Raw genomic sequence first — 19,842 nt, 5'->3', positions numbered from 1 at the left:
CCAGGGTCGGGACGGACGGTAGCCATGGTGCCGTCCGTCCCGACCGTCGGCGAGGACCGAGCTTGCCCCCGCGTCGGTGCCGCCGAGATCGGCGATCCCACGTCCCGTTCGCGTCGAGCACGCCATGGTCGCCGATGCCACCACCGCGCGTCGACTCGTCGACGCGGGCGTACGGGTGGTCGGGGTCCAGGCCGCGGTGACCCTCCGGGTTGCCGGCGGTGCGATCGTCCATCCCGACGAGGCGCTGACCGTCGAGGCGGCCCTCGCGGCGTACACCCGCACCGCCGCCGAGGCGTTGGGCGTCGCCGACCAGGCCGGTGTACCGCGCGGCGGTGCCGCCGCGGACCTGGTCGAACTCTGCCGGCCACCGTCGCGGCGGTACGGGGGCTACCTGCCCAGCCGGACGCCGCCGTACCGCCGCAACGGGCGCGCACTCACCCCTTGAGGCCGGTGTGGGCCAGGCCCTCGACGAACTGCTTCTGCGCGATGACGAAGACCACCAGCACCGGCAGCGCCGTCATCGATGCGGCGGCCAGCTGGACGTCCCACATCGGACCGCCGTAGGCGTCGACGAACTGGGTGAGCGCCTGGGGCAGGGTGAACTTCTCCGGCGAGGAGAGGAACACGATCGGCTCCAGGTAGAGGTTCCAGCTGTGCAGGAAGGTGAAGATGGCCACCGCGCCGAGCGCGGGCCGGGACAACGGCAGGGCGATCTTCCAGAAGGTGGCGAACCGGCCCAGCCCGTCGACCCGGGCCGCCTCCTCCAACTCCCCGGGCAGGCCGAGGAAGAACTGGCGCATGATGAACGTCGCCAGCACGCTCGGTGCGCCGAGGATCGGCACCAGGATCAACGGCCAGTGGGTGTCGATCAGGCCGAGCTTGAAGAACATCTGGAACAGCGGCACGATCGTCACCTCGCTCGGGATGAGCAGGCCGGCCAGCACGACCAGGAACAGTACGTTCTGGCCGCGGAACCGGATTCGCGCGAAGGCGTACCCAGCCAGCGCCGACACCGCCAACGTGCCGACGGTGACCAGCAGCGCGATGTAGAGGCTGTTGACGTACTGCTGGCCGAACGGTTGCAGGTCGAACACCCGCTGGTAGGCGCCGAACCGCGGGTTGAGCGGCAGCAGTTGCGGCGGGAAGGAGAAGATCTCCGACACCGGCTTCAGTGACGAGGTGACCATCCACCAGGTCGGGAAGACGAACGGGACCGACAGCACCAGCAGCACCCCGTAGAGCACCAGCTTGGTCCGCGGCGACAGGTCACGACTCATGGAAGACCCACCTCTTGCGCAGCTGCCACTGCAGCACGGTCAGGGCGAGGACGATGCCGAACAACACGATCGACAGGGTGGCGCCGTAGCCGAAGTGATGGAACTGGAACGCCTGTTGGTAGAGGTAGTAGACGAGCACCGTGGTCGAGGTGCCCGGGCCGCCCTGGGTGAGCACCGCGATCTGCGCGAAGACCTGCAGCGAACCGACCACCGTGATGATCGAGGTGAGCAGGATCGTCGGGCTGATCAGCGGGACGGTGATCCGCCAGAACTGGCGCATCCGGCTGGCCCCGTCGACCTCGGCGGCCTCGTACAACTCGCCGGGTACGGCCTGCAACGCGGCCAGGAACAGCACCATGTTCAGGCCGACGTTCTTGAACACCTGCACGACGACCACCGAGAACATGGCGGTGCCCTCGCCGCGCAGCCAGTTGGGGCCGGCCACACCGATGGTGTCCAACAGCCCGTTGATGCCCCCGTTGTCCTGGAGCAGGAAGCCCCACACGATGGTCCAGGCCACCAGCGACACCACGACGGGGGAGAAGAACAGGGTGCGGAACAGGGTGGTGCCGCGCAGCTTCTGGTTCAGCAGCACGGCCAACAGCAACGCCAGGGCGAGGTTGAGCACCACCAGTCCGACGGAGAACAGGCCGGTGGCCCGCAGCACCGACCCGAGGTTCGGGTCGTCGGCGAGCGTGGCGTAGTTGTCGGCGCCGACGAAGGTGAAGGTGCCGGCGAGCACGTTCCACTCGTGCAGGCTGTACCAGACCACGAGGGCCAGCGGCAGGATCACGAAGACGGCGCTGCCGACTAGCTGCGGTGCGATGAACAGGTAACCGGTCAGCTGGTCGCGGCGGCGGCCGGTCCAGTACGGCCGCCGCCGGCCCAGGGTGGGCCGGGCCGTGGCCGGGCCCACCCTGGTGTCCGTACGGGTCATGGGTCGCCTTACTTCGCCAGCAGTGGCTGGATCTTGGCGCAGACGTCGTCCAGGACGCCCCTGACGTTCGCGTTCGGCGTCCACAGCGGGTCCAGCCCGGCGCGGACCTGCTGGCTGATCTCCGCCTGCCCGGTGTGGCTGGGCTTGACCACGCCGCTGGCGATCCCGTCGATCACCACCCTCTGCAGCTGCTCGGGCTTGAGCTTCGGGTTCGTCTTCGCCAGGGTCTGCGCGGTCAGCTGCGACTGGCGCGGCGGCGGGAAGAACTGGGCGAGCTTGGCGGAGTTGGTGGGGTTGGTGAGGAACGCCAGGAAGTCGGCGGCGGCCTCGGCGTGCGGGCTGCTCTTGAGCACCCCGATGCCGGCCTGCCCGACCACCGCGTACGGCCCCTTCGGCCCCACCGGCAGGGGGACCAGATCCCAGGCGAAGCCGTCGTCCTCCAGCAGCGAGGCCCGCGAGATCTGGGTGACCGTCATCGCCGCGTCACCGGCGAAGAAGTCCGCGGTCGTGCCCGGGCCGGGCAACGCCTTGCCGGTGAAGATGGCGCGGTGCAGGGTGGTCATCGCCTCGACCATCTCGGGGCTGGCGAAGCCGCAGGTCTTGCCGTCCTCGCTCCACGCCTCGGCGCCCCACCCGGTCCAGTAGGTGGACAGGTAGTCCCAGCCCTTGTAGTCGAAGTCGCGGATCACCAGGCCGGCCTTGCCGGTCGCGGCCTGGGTGGCCCCGGCGGCGGCGAACACGGTCTCCCAGGTCCACTGGCCAGCGTCGATCAGCTCGGCCGGCGTCTTCTGCCCGGCCCGCTTGAGCAGGTCGGTGTTGACGAAGACCCCGAACGGCGAGGTGGAGAAGGGGTAGGCGTACAACTGCCCGTCGTGCTGCCAGAGCTTGAGCGTGGCGGGGGAGAGGTCGTCGTACTCGTAACCCTCGGTCTTCTTCAGCGTCTCGTCCAGCGGCACCAGCGCGCCCGAGGCGACGAAGTCCGGCGCGGAACTCTCGAACACCCAGGCCAGGTCGGGCGCGTTGCCGCCGGCGATCTGGGTGGTCAACGTGGTGGTGTAGTTCTCGAACGGCAACGGGTCGAAGGTGATCGCCGTGACGTCCGGGTTGTTCTGGCGGTACTCGTCGGCGATCTCGTTGAACAGCTTGAGATGCGCCTCGTTGGCCGACCAGACGGTCACCCGCAGGCTGGCCGGGCCGCTGTCCTGCGCCGTACCGCCGCCGCAGGCGGACAGCGCCAGCATGCCGGCGAGCGCCGCGGCCGCAACCCGTGTTCCCTTTCCTGAACTCATGTTCTTCTCCTCACCGGGGGGTCAGTAGCCCGCGATCCGCGGCCAGCGGCGTTCCACACCGGCGGCCGTGATGCGGTCGGTGAACTCGGCCAGCAACTGGGGGGAGTTGCGGACCGCGCGTGGGGACTCGCCCCGCGCGAGACAGAAGTCGGCGAGCAGACCGGCGACCTCGCCGACGTTCCACTCGACCGGGTGCAGCCGGTAGCTGCCGTTGGTGATGTGCGTGGTGCCGATGTTCTTGCCGGCCGGCAGCAGGTTCTCCATCCGCTGCGGGATCAGCGCACCGAGCGGGATCTCGAACGGGCAGGAGCCGACGTCGATGTAGTTGTCCCCGCCGGTCGACGGGTGCAGGTCGATGCGGTACATGCCCACACCCACCGAGTCGGGGTACTGCACCGCACCGCGCTCGCCGCGCACCGCGAGGGAGAGGTCCTGCTCCACCACCGTGTACTCGGCGCGGATGCGGCGCGACTCCCGGATGTAGGGCGCCTGCGCCAGGCCGTCGGCGCTGCCGGTGACGTCGCCGCGCAGCCGCAGCCCGGGGAAGCCGGTGCCGCCGTCCGGCCGCGGCGCCTCGGTCTGCAACCAGTACAGCACCGAGTACGACAGCTCGCGGGCCTTGGCCAGGTGCCAGGCGGCGTTCGGTACGTCGATGACCGGGCTCTCGAAGTAGTCGATCATCGGCCAGTTGACCAGGGTGATGTCGCTGGCGTACGCCCCGTCGACGAAGTTGCGCCGGGCGGCGATCCGCCGGAACGTCCACAGGTTCCCGTCACCGGGGTTGACCCGCTGGTCGGCGTTGACGCTCAACGGGTCGTCGTCCGGGTTCGGGGTGAAGCTGCGCTCCACGATCTCCAAGGTGCGTGGGTGCGGCGAGCGCCAGGACAGCATCCGGTCGCCCCAGAAGTCGGGCTTGTAGTCGCGCCAGAACTCGTACGCGGCCGGCCGGTCGATGGTGTGGTCACCGTCGACGTGGTCGATCGCGAAGCAGACCGACACCGCCTGCATGTTCATCGGCTGCGCCTCGGCCGGCGCGCTGGGCTCACCGGTCTGCCCCTGGCCCTCGAACCCGGTGACGTACTCGGTGCCGGTCAACGGCAGCAACTCACCGGTCTCGGTGGCGTCCAGGACGTACGGTGCGGTGACCTCGATCCGGTCGTCGCGGTCCCGGTGTGCCAGCGTGACGCCGGTGACCCGGTCACCGTCGGTCGCCGCGGCCACCGGCCGGTACGGCTGTAGCACCCGCAGCCGGCCCGCGCCCCGGTGCGGGGCGAGCAGTTGTTCCAGTACGGCGACCGCCACCCGTGGCTCGTGGCAGAGCCGGCTGACAAAGCCGGCACCCGGGTTCAGGTCGGTCCAGGCGCGGGAGCGCGCGGTGAGCGGGTAGTGCCGGCGGTAGTAGTCCCGGATCCCGTTGCGCAGTGCCCGGTAGCTGGCGGTGGCGCCGAACTGCTCGATCCAGGAGTGCTCGTCCGGCGGCACACCCTGGCTGGTGAGCTGCCCGCCGAGCCAGTCGAACTCCTCGGTCAGGACGACTGACCGACCGGCCCGGGCCGCGGCGAGCGCGGCGGCTACACCGCCCAGTCCGCCCCCGACGACGAGGACGTCCGCTCGAATCTGTACCACGTGCTTCCTTCCAGTTGCGCGGTCCGCCTAGCGGCGGTCGACCGCCGGAACGGGGGCGCCGAGGGTGTCACCCTCGACGAGTTCGCAGGGGAGAAGTCGTTGTTGGACACCGGCGGCGCTGCCGTCGATCACGGCGGTCAGCACCTCGACCGCCTGCCGGCCCATCTCCTCGCGGGGAATGCGGAACCCGGTGAACGCAGTCTCGGTGGGTACCGGCGCCGTCGGGTCGCCCAGGGTCAGGATCGACAGGTCGCCGGGGACCGACAGGCTGCGTCGCCGGGCCGCCGTCTCCAGCGCCACGGCACTGGCGAAGTCCTCCACGAACACCACGGTGCTCTGGTCGGCGAGCAGGTCGTCGAGGATGCTGTCGGCCGCGCGGGCCGGGCCGCTCAGGTGCCGGGCGCTCTCGGCGTCGGCGACCGCCGCGTCGAAACCCCGGCGACGGTCCGCGGAGGACTCGGCGGTCGTGCCCAGGCCGAGGAAGGACAGGCGGCGGTGGCCGTGACCCAGCGCCCGCTCGACCAGCCGGCCGACCGCCGCGGCGTAGTCGGTGCCGACGTAGGGCACCGGACCACCGGCGTCGTCGCGCCGGCCCACCGCGACGTACGGATAGCCGTCGCGGTTGAGCCGTCCCAGTTCCGCCCCGTCGATCTCACGCCCGAGCAGGATGCACCCGTCGGCCAGGCGCAGCCGGTTGTCCCGGTGGAAGATGCGTCGGCGCCCGTCGACCACCGGTGCGCTGGTGAACAGCAGCAGGTCGCAGCCGACCCGCTCGGCGTACTCCTCGATGCCGAGCAGGAAGGGGTGGAAGAAGTCCCGGCTGCCGCTGGGGAACGCCGGCTCGTAGGTGAAGACGCCGATGATCCGGTTGAACCGGGCGGCGAGCCGGCGGGCGACCGGGTCGGCGGCGTAGCCGGTCTCGGCGATCACCCGCAGCACCCGGTCCCGGGTCTCCGGCGCGATCCGTACGTCGGCGTCGGAGCGGTTGTTGAGGACCAGCGACACGGTCGCCTGGCTGACGCCGGCGAGCCGAGCGATGTCACGTTGGGTAACGCGGCGGGGGGCAGGGGGCACGGTGGATCCTTCCGCTGCCGCTAATGCGTATTAGCGTTCGGGGTCGGAAGGAGCCTGGCGGCCTGACCCGCTTGATGTCAAGAGCATGACGCCAGATTTCCGGGCGGTGAACTCCCTGAACTAATGCGGATTAGCCGACCGTCCTCGGTGACCTGGACGGTCACCTGCGGCCCGCGGGTCACTTCTGGCCGGGCCCCTTGACAGCAGCCCGCCAGGCAGCGCAACATGCGAGGAGAATTCTTGCTAATGCGCATTAGTGCTCCGTGATCCCAGCACCTTGTCCGGCCGGTGCGTCACGGAACGTAACGCTGCGTGGTGTGCGGGCTCCACCGGACATCCGGCCGTACCGTGATGGGTCATGACGAGTTTCAGCGAGCAGGTACGCGCGGCCTTCCGGCGCGGTGAGACCGACGAGGTCGCGCGGATGAGCCGGGCCGAGATCGTGCGCGCGCAGGCGGCCGGCGACCCGGCCGGCGAGGTGGAGGCCCGGTACAGCCTTGCCCGGGTGGCCATCCGCGGCGGCGACCTGACCGGCGGCGAGGCGCGGGCCCGGGAAGCCCTCGCGGTCGCCCTGCGCTCCGGCGACCGGCGCCTCGAGGAACGGCCCCGGCACGTGCTGGCCGGCGTGGCGCGAATGTCCGGCGACCTGACCCGCGCCCGTGTCCTGTACCGGGAGAGCATCGTCCTCAACGAGATCCTCGACCAGCCCGAGATGGTCAACTCGGAAACCCACAACCTCGCCTTCTGCGAGCTGCGCCTGGGCAACCTCGACGCGGCGAGAGAACTCTTCGCGGCCAGCCGGGAACAGGTGTTCCGGCACGACTGGACCGAGTTCGTGCCGTACGTCGGGGTGGCCGCGGCCGCGCTCGCCGCCGCCGAGGGCGACCACCGGCGGGCGGCGCGGATGGTCGGCCTGGCGGACGCCACCTTCGCCGCGCTCGGCCAGGTGCCGGATCCCGACGACGCGGCCGACCTCGACGGCGTACGCGCCAGCGTGGCCGAGGCGCTCGGCCGCACCGACTTCGCCGAGGAGTACGCGCGCGGCGCGCGCCTTGACCCGCGGGCGGTGTTCGCCGACCGGTGACCGGTCGGGCCCGGCGTAGGCCGCGCGCCTACCCGGGCAGTGTGCCCGGCAGATCCGGATCGATCAGATGGTGCCGCAGGTGCAGCGGTGCCGCGCCGACCCCGGCACCGGCGATCGCCCGGGCGTACGCCGCCGCAGTCGCGTCGTCCACCAGCCCGTGCACCAGCGGCAGGTCGGGGACGACCGTCCACAGCAGTGATTCGAGCCGGCAGGAGGCGATCGTGCCGGGTAGTCCGAGCACGGCCTCGTGCCCGACGACCGGTGGCAGGCCGGCGGGAATCTCGCGCCGGGTCCGCCCGACCTGTAGCAGCCCACCACCGGTCACCAGGATGTCGCGGTCACGACGCATCCGAGCCAGGGACCGCACCGGATCCACCGCCGGCGGGAACGAGTCGTCGACCACGATCGTGCCCGGTGCCAGCCGATCCACCTCGATCGGCTCGGTGGCCGCGCCGGTCGCGGCGATGACCAGTTGCGCCGTGTAGCCGGCGGCGGCGATCCCCGGCGCGGACGGGCACACCTCGATGGTGCCGGCGAAGCCGTCGGCCCGCAGCCGGTCGGCCTGCGCGGCCAGGCGGGGGGCGGCGGCCGGCACGTCGCAGAGCACCAGCCGGGCGGGCGGACGCGCCGCACGGGCCAGCAGCAGCCGCAGCGAGGACAACCCGATCGAGCCGAGGCCGACCACGGCGAGGCTCTGACCGGCGAGGTCGCGTCCGGCGGCGGACAGCGCGGCCTCCACCGTACGCACCACGGAGACGACGGTGGCCGCGTGACCGGTGCTCACCGCCACCCCGCTGCGGGTACCCCGCAGGACACCCAGGCCGTAACCGGTGCGGGCGGGGATCATGCCGGCCAGCGACACGCAGCGGGCGCCGAGGTCGGCGGCCAGGTCGACCGCCGCCCCGGCCTCGATGGCCAGCGCCTCCCCGGCGGCGGCGAGTTCGTCGGCGAACCGGGGCAGGCAGACGAAGCCGGAGACCCCCAGCGGAGTGGTCAGCTCCTCCAACAACCGCGGTCGGCCAGCGGGGAAGAGCAGCTCGCGTACCTGCTCGCGGGGCAGGCTGCCGGCGGGCAACCCGGCGATCTCGGCCAGCTGCGCCGGGGCCGGTAGGTAACCGACGATGGCCGCGGCCAACCGGGTACGCCGCGCGCCGCGGTGCGGCCCGGCTGCCGTCGCGGCGGCCTCGGTGAGGTCGGTGCGCAGCCACTGCGCGACCCGGTCCAGCTCGGCCGGGGTCAGCGCGCCGGGTGCGCCGCGCAGGGTCACCCGCAGCCCGTCCGGCCCGGGCCGCGCGGTGAGGAACAGGTCGGTGCCCAACGGCGGCGGGGTCAGCTCGCTCTCGGCGTCCCAGCTGAGGGTGAGCCGGTCGGCGTCCACCACCTCGGCCGGCGGTGGGCCGGCCGGTGCCGTCGACCGGTTGTCGACCGGGGCGGCCGTGGCCGCGCCGAGCCCGGCGAAGTCCAGGAAGCTGAAGAAGAACTGTGCGCCGGCCGGGGCACCGGCCGCACCGACGGGCACCGTCGCCGCGATCGACGGCGGATCGTCGTAGCGCCGCGCGGCGGCCACCTCGGCCGCCACCCGGGCCAACTGCGCCGCGAAGTCGGGCGACCCGCTCAAGCGCAGCGGCAGCATCGCCGCACACGGACCGAAGACGCGGTGCAGGTCCGGCAACGGATGGTCCCGGCCCGTCAACGCCAGTCCGAGCACCAGGTCGTCCTGGCCGGTGAGTCGGGCCACCGCCCGGTGGTACGCGGTCAACACCGTGGCGTACAGGGTCGTCGTGGCGGCGGCGGCCAGCCGGCGCAGGCCGCCGACCGCGGACGCGTCGAGAGTGAAGCCCCGCACCGCGACGTCGGTGGCGGGTACGCCGTCGCGGCGGCGCAGCACCGGCGGCCGGTACGGGATGGCGAAACGTTCGGTCCACCAGCTGTGCGCGTCGGGCTCGGGAGGGCCGGCGGTGCGGCGGGCCAGCAGCGCGACGTAGTCCCGGAAGTGGGTACGCAGCGCGGGCAGTTCGTCGGCGGCGCCCGCGGCCAACCGGTGGTAGCCGGCCAACAGCTCCTGCCCGAGCAGGGCGGCGCTGTACCCGTCACCGATCAGATGGTGGGCGTGTACGAGCAGGACGTGGTCGTCGGGGCCGACGGCGAGCAGCCGCAGCCGCAGCAGTGGCCACGCCCACGGCTCGAAGGGCCGCTGCCGTTCCTCGGCGACCCGGGCGGCCAGCTCGGTGGGGTGGGTGAGTTTCTCGTAGCCGACCGGTAGCCGCAGCGAGGCGGGCAGTTCCTGCTGGACCGGGGGACGAACCCCGGCGGGGAAGACGGTACGCAGCATCGGGTGCCGCGCCACCAGCAGGTCGACCGCCTGCTGGAGGAGTTCACGGCGCAGCGGCCCGCGCAGCCGCAGCCGGGCCAGCCAGGCGGTGCCGGCCCCCGGCGCGACGGCGTCGGCGAGCAGGAACCCGCGTTGGGTGGCCGTCACCGGGAACGGCCCGCCCGGGTCGGGGGCCGCCGGGTGCCGGTCGGCTCCGTTGCCGGCGGCGTCTCCTGCCCGGTCGGGATCGACGCCCGTGCGGTCGGTTCCGGTGCTGTCCGCGACAGCGGAACCCGCGGCGGCGTCGATCGCGGCGGCCAGCTCCCGGAGGGTCCGGTGCTGGTAGATGACGGCCGGGCTCGGCACGGCCGGGAACTGCTGCTGGGCGCGGGCGAAGACCTCCAACGCCAGGATGGAGTCGCCGCCGAGGGCGAAGAAGTCGTCGTCGGCGGCGACCGCCGGCAGGTCGAGCAGCTCCGCCCAGATCCGCGCCAACCTCCCCTCGCTGCCGCTGCCGCTGCCGCTGCCGCTGCCGCTGCTGGCGGGAGCGGGAGGGTGGTCGGCGGCGACGGCCGAGGCCGGGTGGGCGGCGGCCGGTGCGAACCCGGCGTGCGCGCGCAGCCCGTCCCGGTCGACCTTGCCGGTCGGGGTCAGCGGGAGTCGGTCCAGCAGGTGGATGCGGGCCGGGACCAACTGCTCGGGCAGCCGCTCGGCGAGGAACCCGCGCAGCTGCGCCACCGTCGGCCCGGTGTCCGGCGCCGGCATGACGAAGGCGTGCAGCCGTGGATGCGGCTCGGCCTGGTGCAACACGGTCGCGGCGGTCACCGCCGGATGGGTTCGCAGCACCGCCTCGATCTCGCCGGGCTCCAGCCGGTACCCGTGGATCTTCACCTGGTCGTCGAGGCGGCCGAGGAAGTCGAGACTGCCGTCGGGGTTGACCCGGCCCAGGTCACCGCTGCGGTAGTACCGCTCTCCGTCGTGCTGCACGAACGCGGCGGCGGTCAGCTCGGGTTCACCGAGGTAGCCGTCGGTGATCCCGACGCCGCCGAGGTACAGCTCCCCGGCCACCCCGGGCGGACAGGGGTTCCCGTCGGGGTCGACGACACACACCCGCGCCCCGCCGACCGGCCGGCCGATCGGCAGCCGGTGCACCGCGTCGTCGGGGCGGGCGTCGATCAGGTGCCAGCTTGCGTTGATCGTCGCCTCGGTCGGGCCGTACAGGTTGGTGATCCGGCAGCCGTCGCCGAACAGGTCGAACCAGCGACGCACCGGCACCGGGGAGAGTTCCTCCCCGCCGACGTGCACCCAGCGCAGGGCACTGAGGTCCGGCGGCGTGCCGTCGCGGGTCGTACGCTCCTCGGCGGCCCGCAGCAGCCGTTCCCACAGCGTCGGCACCGAACTCCACACGGTGAGCCGCTCGGCGGCGATGCGCGACAGCAACGCCTGCGGATCCCGCAGCACCGGCCGGGGGAAGGTGACCACGGTGGCACCGACCAGCAGCGGCGCCAGGATCTGCCGGACCGAGGCGTCGAAGCAGATCGACGACGTCTGGGCCAGCCGGTCGCCGGGGCGATAGCCGAACGTGTCGACCGCCCAGTCGAGGTAGTTCGTCATCGCCCGGTGGGTGACCGGCACCCCCTTGGGTCGTCCCGTCGACCCTGAGGTGAAGATGACGTACGCGGTGTCCTCCGGCGCCGCCGCCGGCACCCCGGTCGGCAACTCGGGGGCGTCCGTGCCGAGCCGTACCGGCCGGGCGGCACCCGACAACCGGTCCACGGCCGCCGCACCGGCCCCGTCGTGCAGCACCACCTCGGCACCGGCACGACGCAGCTGATCGGCGAGGCGGGCCGGGGGATGGGCGGCGTCCAACGGCACCCAGGCGGCGCCGGCGCGCAGGATGCCGACCACCGCGACGACCGAATCCGGACCGGGCGCGGTGAGCATCCCCACGTGCTGACCGGGCCGTACGCCGTGCGCGACGAGCAGCGCCGCCACCGCGTCGGCGGCCCGGTCCAGTTCCCGGTAGGTCACCGTCCGGTCGTCCGCGCGCACGGCCACCACGTCCGGGGCACGCCGGCAGACCGCGCGGATCCGGGCGGTCACGTCCGTACCCGCCGACCCGACGCGCTGCGGTGTACGCCGCCCGGCGGCGGACCTCCCGGACTGCCCGGCGGCGGTCTCCACCGGGCGTCCAGCGGCGAGGTCGGCCAGCTCTCGGTGGTGTTCGGCGGCGAGCCGGGCCACCGTGGCCCGTTCGAAGAGCCGCAGCGGGAAGTTCCAGGACAGCCGCAGCGTCGTGCCGGACTCCCAGCAGAGCAGGCTGAGCTGCGTGGCGGCCGAACCGGAACCGGCCGCCGCCGGCACGACCGTCACCGGGCAGTCGGGGTCGACGGTGACCGGGAACCGGGCGAAGCTGAACCCGGCCGGGCTGGCGGTACGCGGGCCGTCGCCGCCGCGCCGCAGCAGCCGGGCCAGGTCGAGACTGGACACCGAGCCGTGCCGCTGCGCCTCGGACCAGGACCGGCGTAGCCGGTCGGCCAGCCGGTCGGCGGACTCGGCCGGATCCACCTCCACCAGCAGCGGCAACGTGTCGGCGAACGGGCCGACGATCCGCTCGATGCCGGGCAGCCGGGCGTCCCGCCCGGCCCGCGCCACGTTCACCGGCACCCGCGGTTGCCCGCTCCACCGGGCCAGGCACCGCAGGTACCCGGCGAGGAGCAGGTGGAACAGGGAGACTCCGGCCTCGGCGGCCCGCTGCCGCAGCCCGGCGACCAGCGCGTCGTCCAGTTCGTCGAGGTACGTGACGTTCGGCGGCGCGGGTAGTCCCGCCGGATCACCGTCGTACGGTAGCCGCAGCGTCCAACCCGGATCGTCGAACCGCTGCCGCCAGAACGTCAGGTCGGCCGTGGTACCCGCGGCGGCGGTGCGGGCGTACCCGGCGAACCCGTCCGCGGCGGCGCGCGACGCGGGCGTGCGGCCCCGGGCCAGGGCGGTGTAGTCGGTCCAGAGTTCTTCGCTGAGCAGGTTGAGGCTGAACCCGTCGGCGGCCGCGTGGTGCACCACCAGGAGCAGGTGGGACCGGTCGGGACCGTCCTGGACGAGTACCGCCCGCAGCGGTGGTTGCCGGGTCAGGTCCACCGGCGTGTTGCACAACTCCTCCGTCAGCGCGGCGAGCGCACCGGAGAGCGGACGTACCTCGAAACCGATCGCGTCGTGGGCCGTGGGGAGGACCACCTGGCGCGGGGTGTCGGTGCCGGTCGTGGGGGCGAACCGGACCCGCAGCATCGGATGCCGGGCGGCCAGGCCGGCCAGCGCCCGGCCGAGCAGTTCCGGGTCGAGCGGTCCGCTGACGGTCTGCCGGACGAAGGCGTAGCCGGCCACCGTCGGGTGCAGCCGCCCGTTGACGTACCAGGCCCGTTGCGCCGGGGTCAGCGGGAACGGTACCCCGTCGCCGAGCGCAGGCGCCCCGGTCGGTGGCGCCCCGGCCACGGGCGTCGACGGTGCCGGGCCGGACGCCGCGGCCGGGGCGCCACCGGACCGCGCCAGGTACGCGGCCAGCGTGGCCACGGTGGTGTACTCGAAGAACAGGGTGACCGGCAGTTGTCGGTCGAGTTCGTCCTCCAACCGCTTGACCAGGTCCACGGCGGCCAGCGAGTCCAGCCCGAGGGTGAGGAACGAGATGTCGTCGGCGATCTCCTCGCTCGGCCGGTGCAACGGTTCGGCGAGCAGCCGGCGCAGCAACCCGGCCAGTTCCTCGGCCTCCGGCCCGCCCCGCACCGACCGGCCGACGGCCGCCTCGGCGGCACGCGGATGGGCCGGGGTGGCGGCACGCGGGAGGGCCGGTGCGGCGGCAGGCTCGGTAGGCGCATGCGTCGGGCCGCTGGGGTGCAGCGTGTCCAGGTCCGCAACGACCAGGTGGGCGGCGTCGACCTGCCGGGCGGCGAGCAGGGCCCGCAGCCCGGCGTGGACGGTCACCGCACCCACGCTGCCGCGGGCGGTGGTGTCGGCCGCCATCCCGGTGCCGGTGACGGCGGCGAACCCCACCGACTGGACAGGCCGGCCGACGGCCCGCTGGGCGGTGGCGAACGAGTCGAGGTAGGCGTTGGCTGCCGCGTAGTCACCGAGCGCCCCGGCCAGGCCGGGCGCCACGGCACTGACCGAGGAGAAACCGACCAGCGCCGCCTCGTCGTGGCCGTGCCGGCGCAGCGCCTGCGCCAGCAGCTGGCTCCCGTGTACCTTGGGCGCCAGCACGGCCAGGACGTCCGTGCCGGACTTGGCGGCGAGGCTGCCGAGTCGGACCCGGCCGGCGGCGTGCCACACGGTGTCCACCCGGTCCACCCCGGCGAGCAGGGCGTCGACCTCGGCCGGCACGGTCACGTCGCACTGCTGGTACCTGGCGGTCGCACCGGCCGCCGCCAACTCGGCCAGCAGGCCGTCCGGCGCCTGGTCGGACCGTCCGGCCAGCAGCAGGGTGGGCCGACCCTGGTGGGCGAGGAACCGGGCCAGTTCGGCGCCGATCGCGCCACCACCGCCGACGATCACGTGTACGCCATCGGGGCGGACGGCGCGCGCCGCGTCCGGGTGTCCGGCGCGCTCCGGTACCGGCACCAGGTGCCGTCCGAGCCGCCGCCCGGCCCGCCAGGCGATCCCGGCCAGCGCGGGTCCGTCGGCCGAACCGACGGCCGGGATGGCTCCGGCACCAGTCGACCCGGCGGCCGGCGTCGACCCGGCGGCACCCGAGCCGGCGGCCGGCGTGGTGGTGGGGCCGAGGCCGCAGAGTTCTCGGCAAAGGGACTCCACCCGGACCGCGACGCTGTCCACGGCGGACAGGTCGACCACCCGGGCGCGCAGGGCGGGACGCTCGTCGGCCAGCGCCAGGCACAGCCCGGTCAGCACCGCCTGTACCGGCCGAGGTCGTTCCGCCGCACCGGTGACCTGGACGTCCTCGGTCGACACCAGTAGCCGGCCGAGCCGCCCGTCCGGCTCGTCGAGTACGGCCCGCAACGCGTGCACCTGCGCGGCCAGCGCGGTGTCCAGCGCCGCCACGTCCGGCGGATCGACCGCGGGCCCCGCCAGCAGCACCGTCACCTGCGGCGTTCCGAGGTCGTCAGCCGGCTCGACTCCGGTCTCGACCGCCACGCCGCGGCCGGTCAGCGTGGCGGCGAGCCGGGTGGCGAGTTCACCGCCGAGTCCGGGACCGCACAGCCGTACCCGGGCCGGTAGCCCGCCGCCGTCGACCGGCGCCTCCCGCCAGGCCACCCGGTGCAGCGGCAGGGTCTCCCGGTGCGGTGGCCCGACCGTCGGGTGCGGCGACCCGGTGACCGGCGCCGCCGACGGCGGCGGATACGACCGTCGCTGCCACGGGTACGTCGGCACCGGCACCCGACGCCGACCGGCGTGCAGCGCGACCCGGTCCAACGGGCCACCGAGGGCCCACAGCCTCCCGACCGCCGCCAACAGGCCCGTGGTGCCGGACTGCTCCCCGGCGTCCGACAGCGGCAGCACCCGGACCGGGTCGGGCCCGTCGGCCCGCAGCGCGGCGACCAGCCGGCCGATGCCCAGGTCGACGACGGTGTCGTAGCCCTCGTGACGCAGCCGCTCCCGCGTCTCCTGCCACGTCGGCCCGGCGGGCCGGTCGGTCGCCCCGGCACGCCGGACGGCCTCGGCGGGCGCCAGCTCACCGCGGGCCACGGCGGCCACCAGCTCACCCACGCCGTTCCCGAGCGCGGCATCCGGCCGTACGCCCCAGGCGGCGAGCTGGCCGGCGAGGGCGATCCCGACGGCGACCGCCACCGGGGCCGCGACCTGTGGATCGGATCGGTCGCCGCGCAGGCACCAGGACAGCAGCGCGCGTCCCGCCACCGGCGTGTCGGCGGCGACCAGCAGGTTCCGGAAGACCGGCAACCGGTCGTGCAGGTCGCGTACGGCCGCCGCGGGCAGCATCGCGTCGTGATCCGGGAAGACGAAGACGCTGCGGGGCCGCCGGCCGATCGGCGCGGTGCCGAGCGTGTCGGCGGCGACGTCGAGCCGTCGGGCCAGATCCCCGGCGGCGACCACGGCCAGCCGGTACGGTGCGTCGTCGCGGGCCGTGCCGGCGCTGGCGCAGACATCGGCCTCGGCGAGTTCCGGGTGGCCGCGCAGGTGCGCGGCCAACTCCCGGGCGGCCTGGCGCAGCGCGTCCGCCGAGCGGGCGGTGAGGGTGGCCAGGTGGTGAGAGGGCGGCGGCGCGTCCGTGGCGGGGGGATCGGCCGGTGCCTCCCGGAGGATGGCGTGCGCGTTGGTGCCGCCGAAGCCGAACCCGTTCACCCCGGCGACGAGCGGCCCGGACGCGGCCCACGCCCGTCCCTCGGTGACCACCGCGAACCCGGCCGCTTCCAGGTCGAACCGGGTCGAGGTGCGGGTGTGGTGCAGGACCGGCGGCAGGTACCGGTGCCGCAGCGCCAGCACCACCTTGACCAGGGCCGGTAGTCCCGCCGAGTTGAGCAGGTGACCGAGGTTGGTCTTCACCGAGCCCAGCCCTCGCGGCACCCCGTCAGCCGGCGGCGGGTAGGCGGCGGCCAGGGACCGCACCTCCACCGGGTCGCCGAGTTCGGTGCCGGTGCCGTGCGCCTCCACGTACGACACCTGCGCGGGGTCGACGCCCGCGTCCCGGTACGCCCGCGCGATCACCTCCCACTGCCGGTGTGGGTTCGGCGCGAGCAGGCTCAACGAGCGCCCGTCGTTGCCGACCGCGGTGCCGGCGACCAGCGCCAGGACGGGGTCACCGTCGGCGTGGGCGTGGTCGCCGCGGCGCAGCACCAACACGGCACCGCCCTCGCCGGGAACGAAACCGTCGGCGGCGGCGTCGAAGGCGCGGCACCGCCCGGTGGGGGAGAGCGCCGCCGCGGCGTCGAGCAGCCGGTATCCGGTCTCGGTGAGGTTGAGGTTCACCCCACCGACCACCGCCACGTCACACTCGCCGGCGGCCAGGCTGCGGGTGGCCAGGTGCAGCGCGACCAGCGCCGACGAACACGCGGTGTCGACCGCCAGCACCGGCCCGGTGAGGTCGAGCGCCTGCGCCAACCGGGCGGGCACCAGGTTGCGTAGGTTGCCGACCAGCGCCGCCGCGCCGTCGGCCGGGGCCGGGCCGGTCTGCGCTTCGGTCAGCAGTTCGGGGTACGCGCTCTCGCCGACGGCGGCGAAGACGCCGACCCGCCGGCCGTGGCGGCGTGGCCCGGCGTACCCGGCGCGTTCCAGCGCCTCGTGGCCCAGCTCCAGGAAGAGCCGGGCGTGCGGGTCGGTGAGCCGGGCCTCCTGTTCGGTGAGACCGAAGAACCCGGCGTCGAAGAGCATCGGATCGTCGAGGAAGGAACCCCACCGGGTGCGGCCCGCCGTCGGTGTGAAGCGGTGTGCGGGGACCGGACCGACGGCGTCGACGCCGTCGACCAGCTGTTGCCAGAACTGCTCGGGGGTGTCCGCACCGGGGAAGCGGCAGGCCATCCCGATCACCGCGATCGTCGGGCCGTCGGGGGCCGGGTCGGGCGTCTCGTCGGTGTGCCGGCCGCGAGCCGGGTCGGGCCTCGGCGTCGGGTCGGGTGGCGGCGTCGGGCGGGAGGGCGGCCCGGCGTAGAGCCGGTCGGCCAGGGCCGTGACGGTGGCGCAGTCGCGTAGGTCCGCCGGGTGCAGAGTGGTGCCCAGTGCATCTTCCAGACCGGCGAGCACCTCCATCGCCTTCAGCGACGAGCCGCCGATGGACAGGAAACGGTCGTCCGGACCGATGCTGGCCGGTGGTCGGTCCAGTACCCGGGCCCAGACCTGCCGGATCAGCGCTTCGAGGTCCCGCCGGGAGCGCCCGACGGCGACTACCGGTGGCAGCCGCAGTCCGGCGGGGTCGGCGACCGGGGGTCGCCGCGGACCGGTGGCGTCGGCGGCCGGTGAGCACCAGCGTCGTTCCCGGTCGGCGAAGTCACCGGCCAGGTACCGGTCGCGCATCCGGCCTCGGCGCAGCTTGCCGCTGGTGGTCCGGGCGAACGTGCCCGGTGGCAGCGGCAGCACCCGGACGTCGTCGTGGCCGCAGGCCTCGGCCACCCGCGCCCGCACCGCGGCGAGCACCTCGGCCGCGTGCTGCGGCGGTCGGGCCCACGGCACGAACACCAGGATCCGTTCCCCGCCGGAGCCCGGGTCGCTCGCGCCGACCACCGCGGCCAGCTCGTTCGGTAGGCCGGGGGTGGCCACGGCCACCGCTTCCAGGTCCGCGGCGTGGAAGGTGCGGCCGTTGACGAAGACCACGTCCTTGGCCCGGCCGGTGACGCAGAGCCGCCCGTCGCGCAGGAAACCCAGATCACCGGTACGCAGCCAGCCGGCCACGAAGGTGTCCCGGCTGGCCTGCGGCGCCCGGTGGTAGCCCCGGGCCACGTTCGGCCCGCGCACCTCGATCTGTCCGACCCGCTGTTCGGCCAGGGGGCGTCCGGCGTCGTCGACGATCCGCAACGCGCAACCGTCGACCGGGTGGCCCAGGTCCATCACCTCGACGGCGTGCGGACCGGGGTCGGTCGGCACGGCCCGGCCCCGGCTCAGCTCGGCGCGGTCGAGCACCACCGGTGCCGCCACTTCACCGGGCGGAGGGAAGGTCACCGCGAGGGTGGCCTCGGCCAGCCCGTACACCGGTCGCAGGGCGGTCGGGTCGAGCCGGGCCGGGCGGGTGTGCGCGAGGAACCTGCGCCACACCGCCGCCGAGATCGGCTCGGCGCCCACCACCATGCACCGCACGGCGCTCAGGTCCAGCCGGGCGACGGTGTCGGCCGGGATCCGGCGTACCGCCAGGGCCAGCGCGAAGTTCGCCGCCGAGAGCAGCGTGGCCCGGTGCCGGTGGGCGGTGGTGAGCCACAGTTCGGGTCGCTTCGCGAACGCCAGCGGTCCGATGCGGACCTGCTTGAGGCCGATGGCCAGCGGGGTCAGGTGGGTGCCGATCAGTCCCATGTCGTGGAAGTACGGCATCCAGGTGACCAGGACGTCGTCCGGCTGCGCGCCGCTGGCCCGCCTGGCCTGTTCCAGGTTGGCCAGCACGTTGTCATGGGTGAGTTCCACCCCGCGGGGCGCGCCGGTGCTGCCGGAGGAGAACTGGAGGAACGCGACATCGTGCCCGGCGGGCGTCGGCAGCCGGTCCGGCGGGGTGCCGGTGCGCAGCGCGGCCAACCGCAGTACCGGGGCGGGTAGTCCGGCCGCCACCGTGGCGCTGGCGTCGTCGGTGACCACCACGGCGTCGGGGAGCAGTTCCCGTACCGTCCGGACCCGGTGCGGTTCCGGTGGCAGTGGTACCGGCACCAGTCCGGCGGCGAGTGCGCCCCAGAACATCGGCTGGAAGTCTTCCCCGGCGTCGGCGAGCAACAACGCCGGTGCGCCGGGTGCCACGGCGGCGGCCCGGTAGCCGCCGGCCACCCGCAGCGATTCGTCGCGCAACTGTCCGAAAGAGACGGTGCGTTCCGTGCCGTCCTCCCGGACGTGCACGATGACCTGGTCGGGTGTCCGGTCGGCGGCGCCGAGGAGAACGTCGAGCAGGCCTCGTCGGGCGCCAGGCCCCGTCTCGATCGGCACAGCCGGATGGTAGTCGCCGATGATCACCTCGGGATGTCGGAATGACGACCACCCGTCGCCGGCGCCCCTGATGGTGGCTTTCCGTGGTCGGTCATTGACGCAGGGTCTCGGCCGTGATGTGCTCAACGCTAACGACAGCGAAAATCATAGTCGTTAAACGAAGCGGGTAGTCGTTCACCGAGGAGGAGCATGTCTCTCACCGTGTCACCGGAGTTGCTGCGGGCCGCCGAGTCCGGACCGGTCGCCGACGACGAGTTCGTGGCCTGCGTACGGGAGTCGCTGCCGTACGCCTGGCAGACCGTGAGTCGGGTGGCGGCGGAACTGGCCGCGTCCGACGACGAGTACGCCGACAACGTGGTGCCGCCGCCGAGCGAGGCGGAACGGGGCCAGTTGCTGCGCGCGCTGGCCAGCGACGCGATCCGTGGCGGCCTGGAGCGCCACTTCGGCGTGAAGCTCGCCTTCCAGAACTGTCACCGGGTCGCGGCGTTCCGGCCGGCGGCGGTCGACTCGGACGCGTACCGGCGGTTCGTCTCCGTCCGTGGTCAGTTGCTCAACCAGTCTCCCGAGTTGCGTGACTGCTGAGCCGACCGGCGCCCGGCGGGCGGAGCGAGGTGTGCGTGCGCACCTGTTCCTGCTCGCCGGGCGGCGCCCCGGTCGACGAGTACCAACGG

Annotated in this window: 9 protein-coding genes; 3 read left to right on the top strand and 6 right to left on the bottom strand. The window is 73.8% G+C overall.

The genetic code is table 11. The features are described 5' to 3' along the window. Positions 1–124: 124 nt before the first annotated feature. Positions 125–445, top strand: coding sequence for an amidohydrolase family protein (locus tag D2L64_RS05035; RefSeq protein WP_119573519.1), 321 nt, complete (start codon positions 125–127; stop codon positions 443–445). Here D2L64_RS05035 and D2L64_RS05030 read toward each other — a convergent pair. From D2L64_RS05030 to D2L64_RS05010, 5 genes are read right to left on the bottom strand one after another with little or no spacing between them, the layout of a single operon-like run. After that, on the bottom strand, positions 435–1,277 hold the full coding sequence (locus D2L64_RS05030; RefSeq protein WP_119573518.1) for a carbohydrate ABC transporter permease: 843 nt from the start codon (positions 1,275–1,277) through the stop codon (positions 435–437). The two genes, D2L64_RS05035 and D2L64_RS05030, sit on opposite strands and share 11 nt — an antisense overlap. Then, positions 1,267–2,214 carry a carbohydrate ABC transporter permease gene (locus tag D2L64_RS05025; RefSeq protein WP_119573517.1) on the bottom strand — a complete coding sequence of 316 codons (948 nt, stop codon included), beginning with the start codon at positions 2,212–2,214 and terminating at the stop codon, positions 1,267–1,269. The genes D2L64_RS05030 and D2L64_RS05025 overlap by 11 nt, the downstream gene beginning before the upstream one ends. Before the next feature lie 8 nt (positions 2,215–2,222). Further along, positions 2,223–3,503: an ABC transporter substrate-binding protein gene (locus D2L64_RS05020; RefSeq protein ID WP_119573516.1), complete on the bottom strand. Its 1,281-nt coding sequence runs from the start codon at positions 3,501–3,503 to the stop codon at positions 2,223–2,225. A gap of 21 nt (positions 3,504–3,524) precedes the next feature. Then, positions 3,525–5,129, bottom strand: coding sequence for an FAD-dependent oxidoreductase (locus tag D2L64_RS05015; protein ID WP_199714415.1), 1,605 nt, complete (start codon positions 5,127–5,129; stop codon positions 3,525–3,527). Positions 5,130–5,156: 27 nt separating this feature from the next. Further along, positions 5,157–6,203: a LacI family DNA-binding transcriptional regulator gene (locus D2L64_RS05010; protein WP_119573515.1), complete on the bottom strand. Its 1,047-nt coding sequence runs from the start codon at positions 6,201–6,203 to the stop codon at positions 5,157–5,159. Between the two features lie 358 nt (positions 6,204–6,561). On the opposite strand from D2L64_RS05010, the gene D2L64_RS05005 reads away from it, so the two are divergent. Continuing rightward, positions 6,562–7,287 (top strand): tetratricopeptide repeat protein, encoded by a 726-nt coding sequence (locus D2L64_RS05005; protein WP_119573514.1) that lies wholly within the window; start codon positions 6,562–6,564, stop codon positions 7,285–7,287. A 28-nt stretch (positions 7,288–7,315) separates the two neighbouring features. On the opposite strand, the gene D2L64_RS05000 is transcribed toward D2L64_RS05005, so the two are convergent. Beyond that, entirely contained in the window at positions 7,316–19,171 is an 11,856-nt protein-coding gene (locus D2L64_RS05000; protein WP_199714414.1) for a non-ribosomal peptide synthetase, read from the bottom strand. A 189-nt stretch (positions 19,172–19,360) separates the two neighbouring features. Here D2L64_RS05000 and D2L64_RS04995 point away from each other — a divergent pair, with 189 nt between their 5' ends. Further along, complete coding sequence (locus D2L64_RS04995) at positions 19,361–19,753, top strand: SCO5389 family protein (protein WP_119573513.1); 393 nt, start codon at positions 19,361–19,363, stop codon at positions 19,751–19,753. Positions 19,754–19,842: the final 89 nt, after the last annotated feature.

Source organism: Micromonospora radicis (genome assembly GCF_003583405.1).
GTDB classification, from domain to species: Bacteria; Actinomycetota; Actinomycetes; order Mycobacteriales; family Micromonosporaceae; genus Micromonospora; species Micromonospora radicis.
This window is presented reverse-complemented; position numbering and strand designations above follow the sequence as displayed.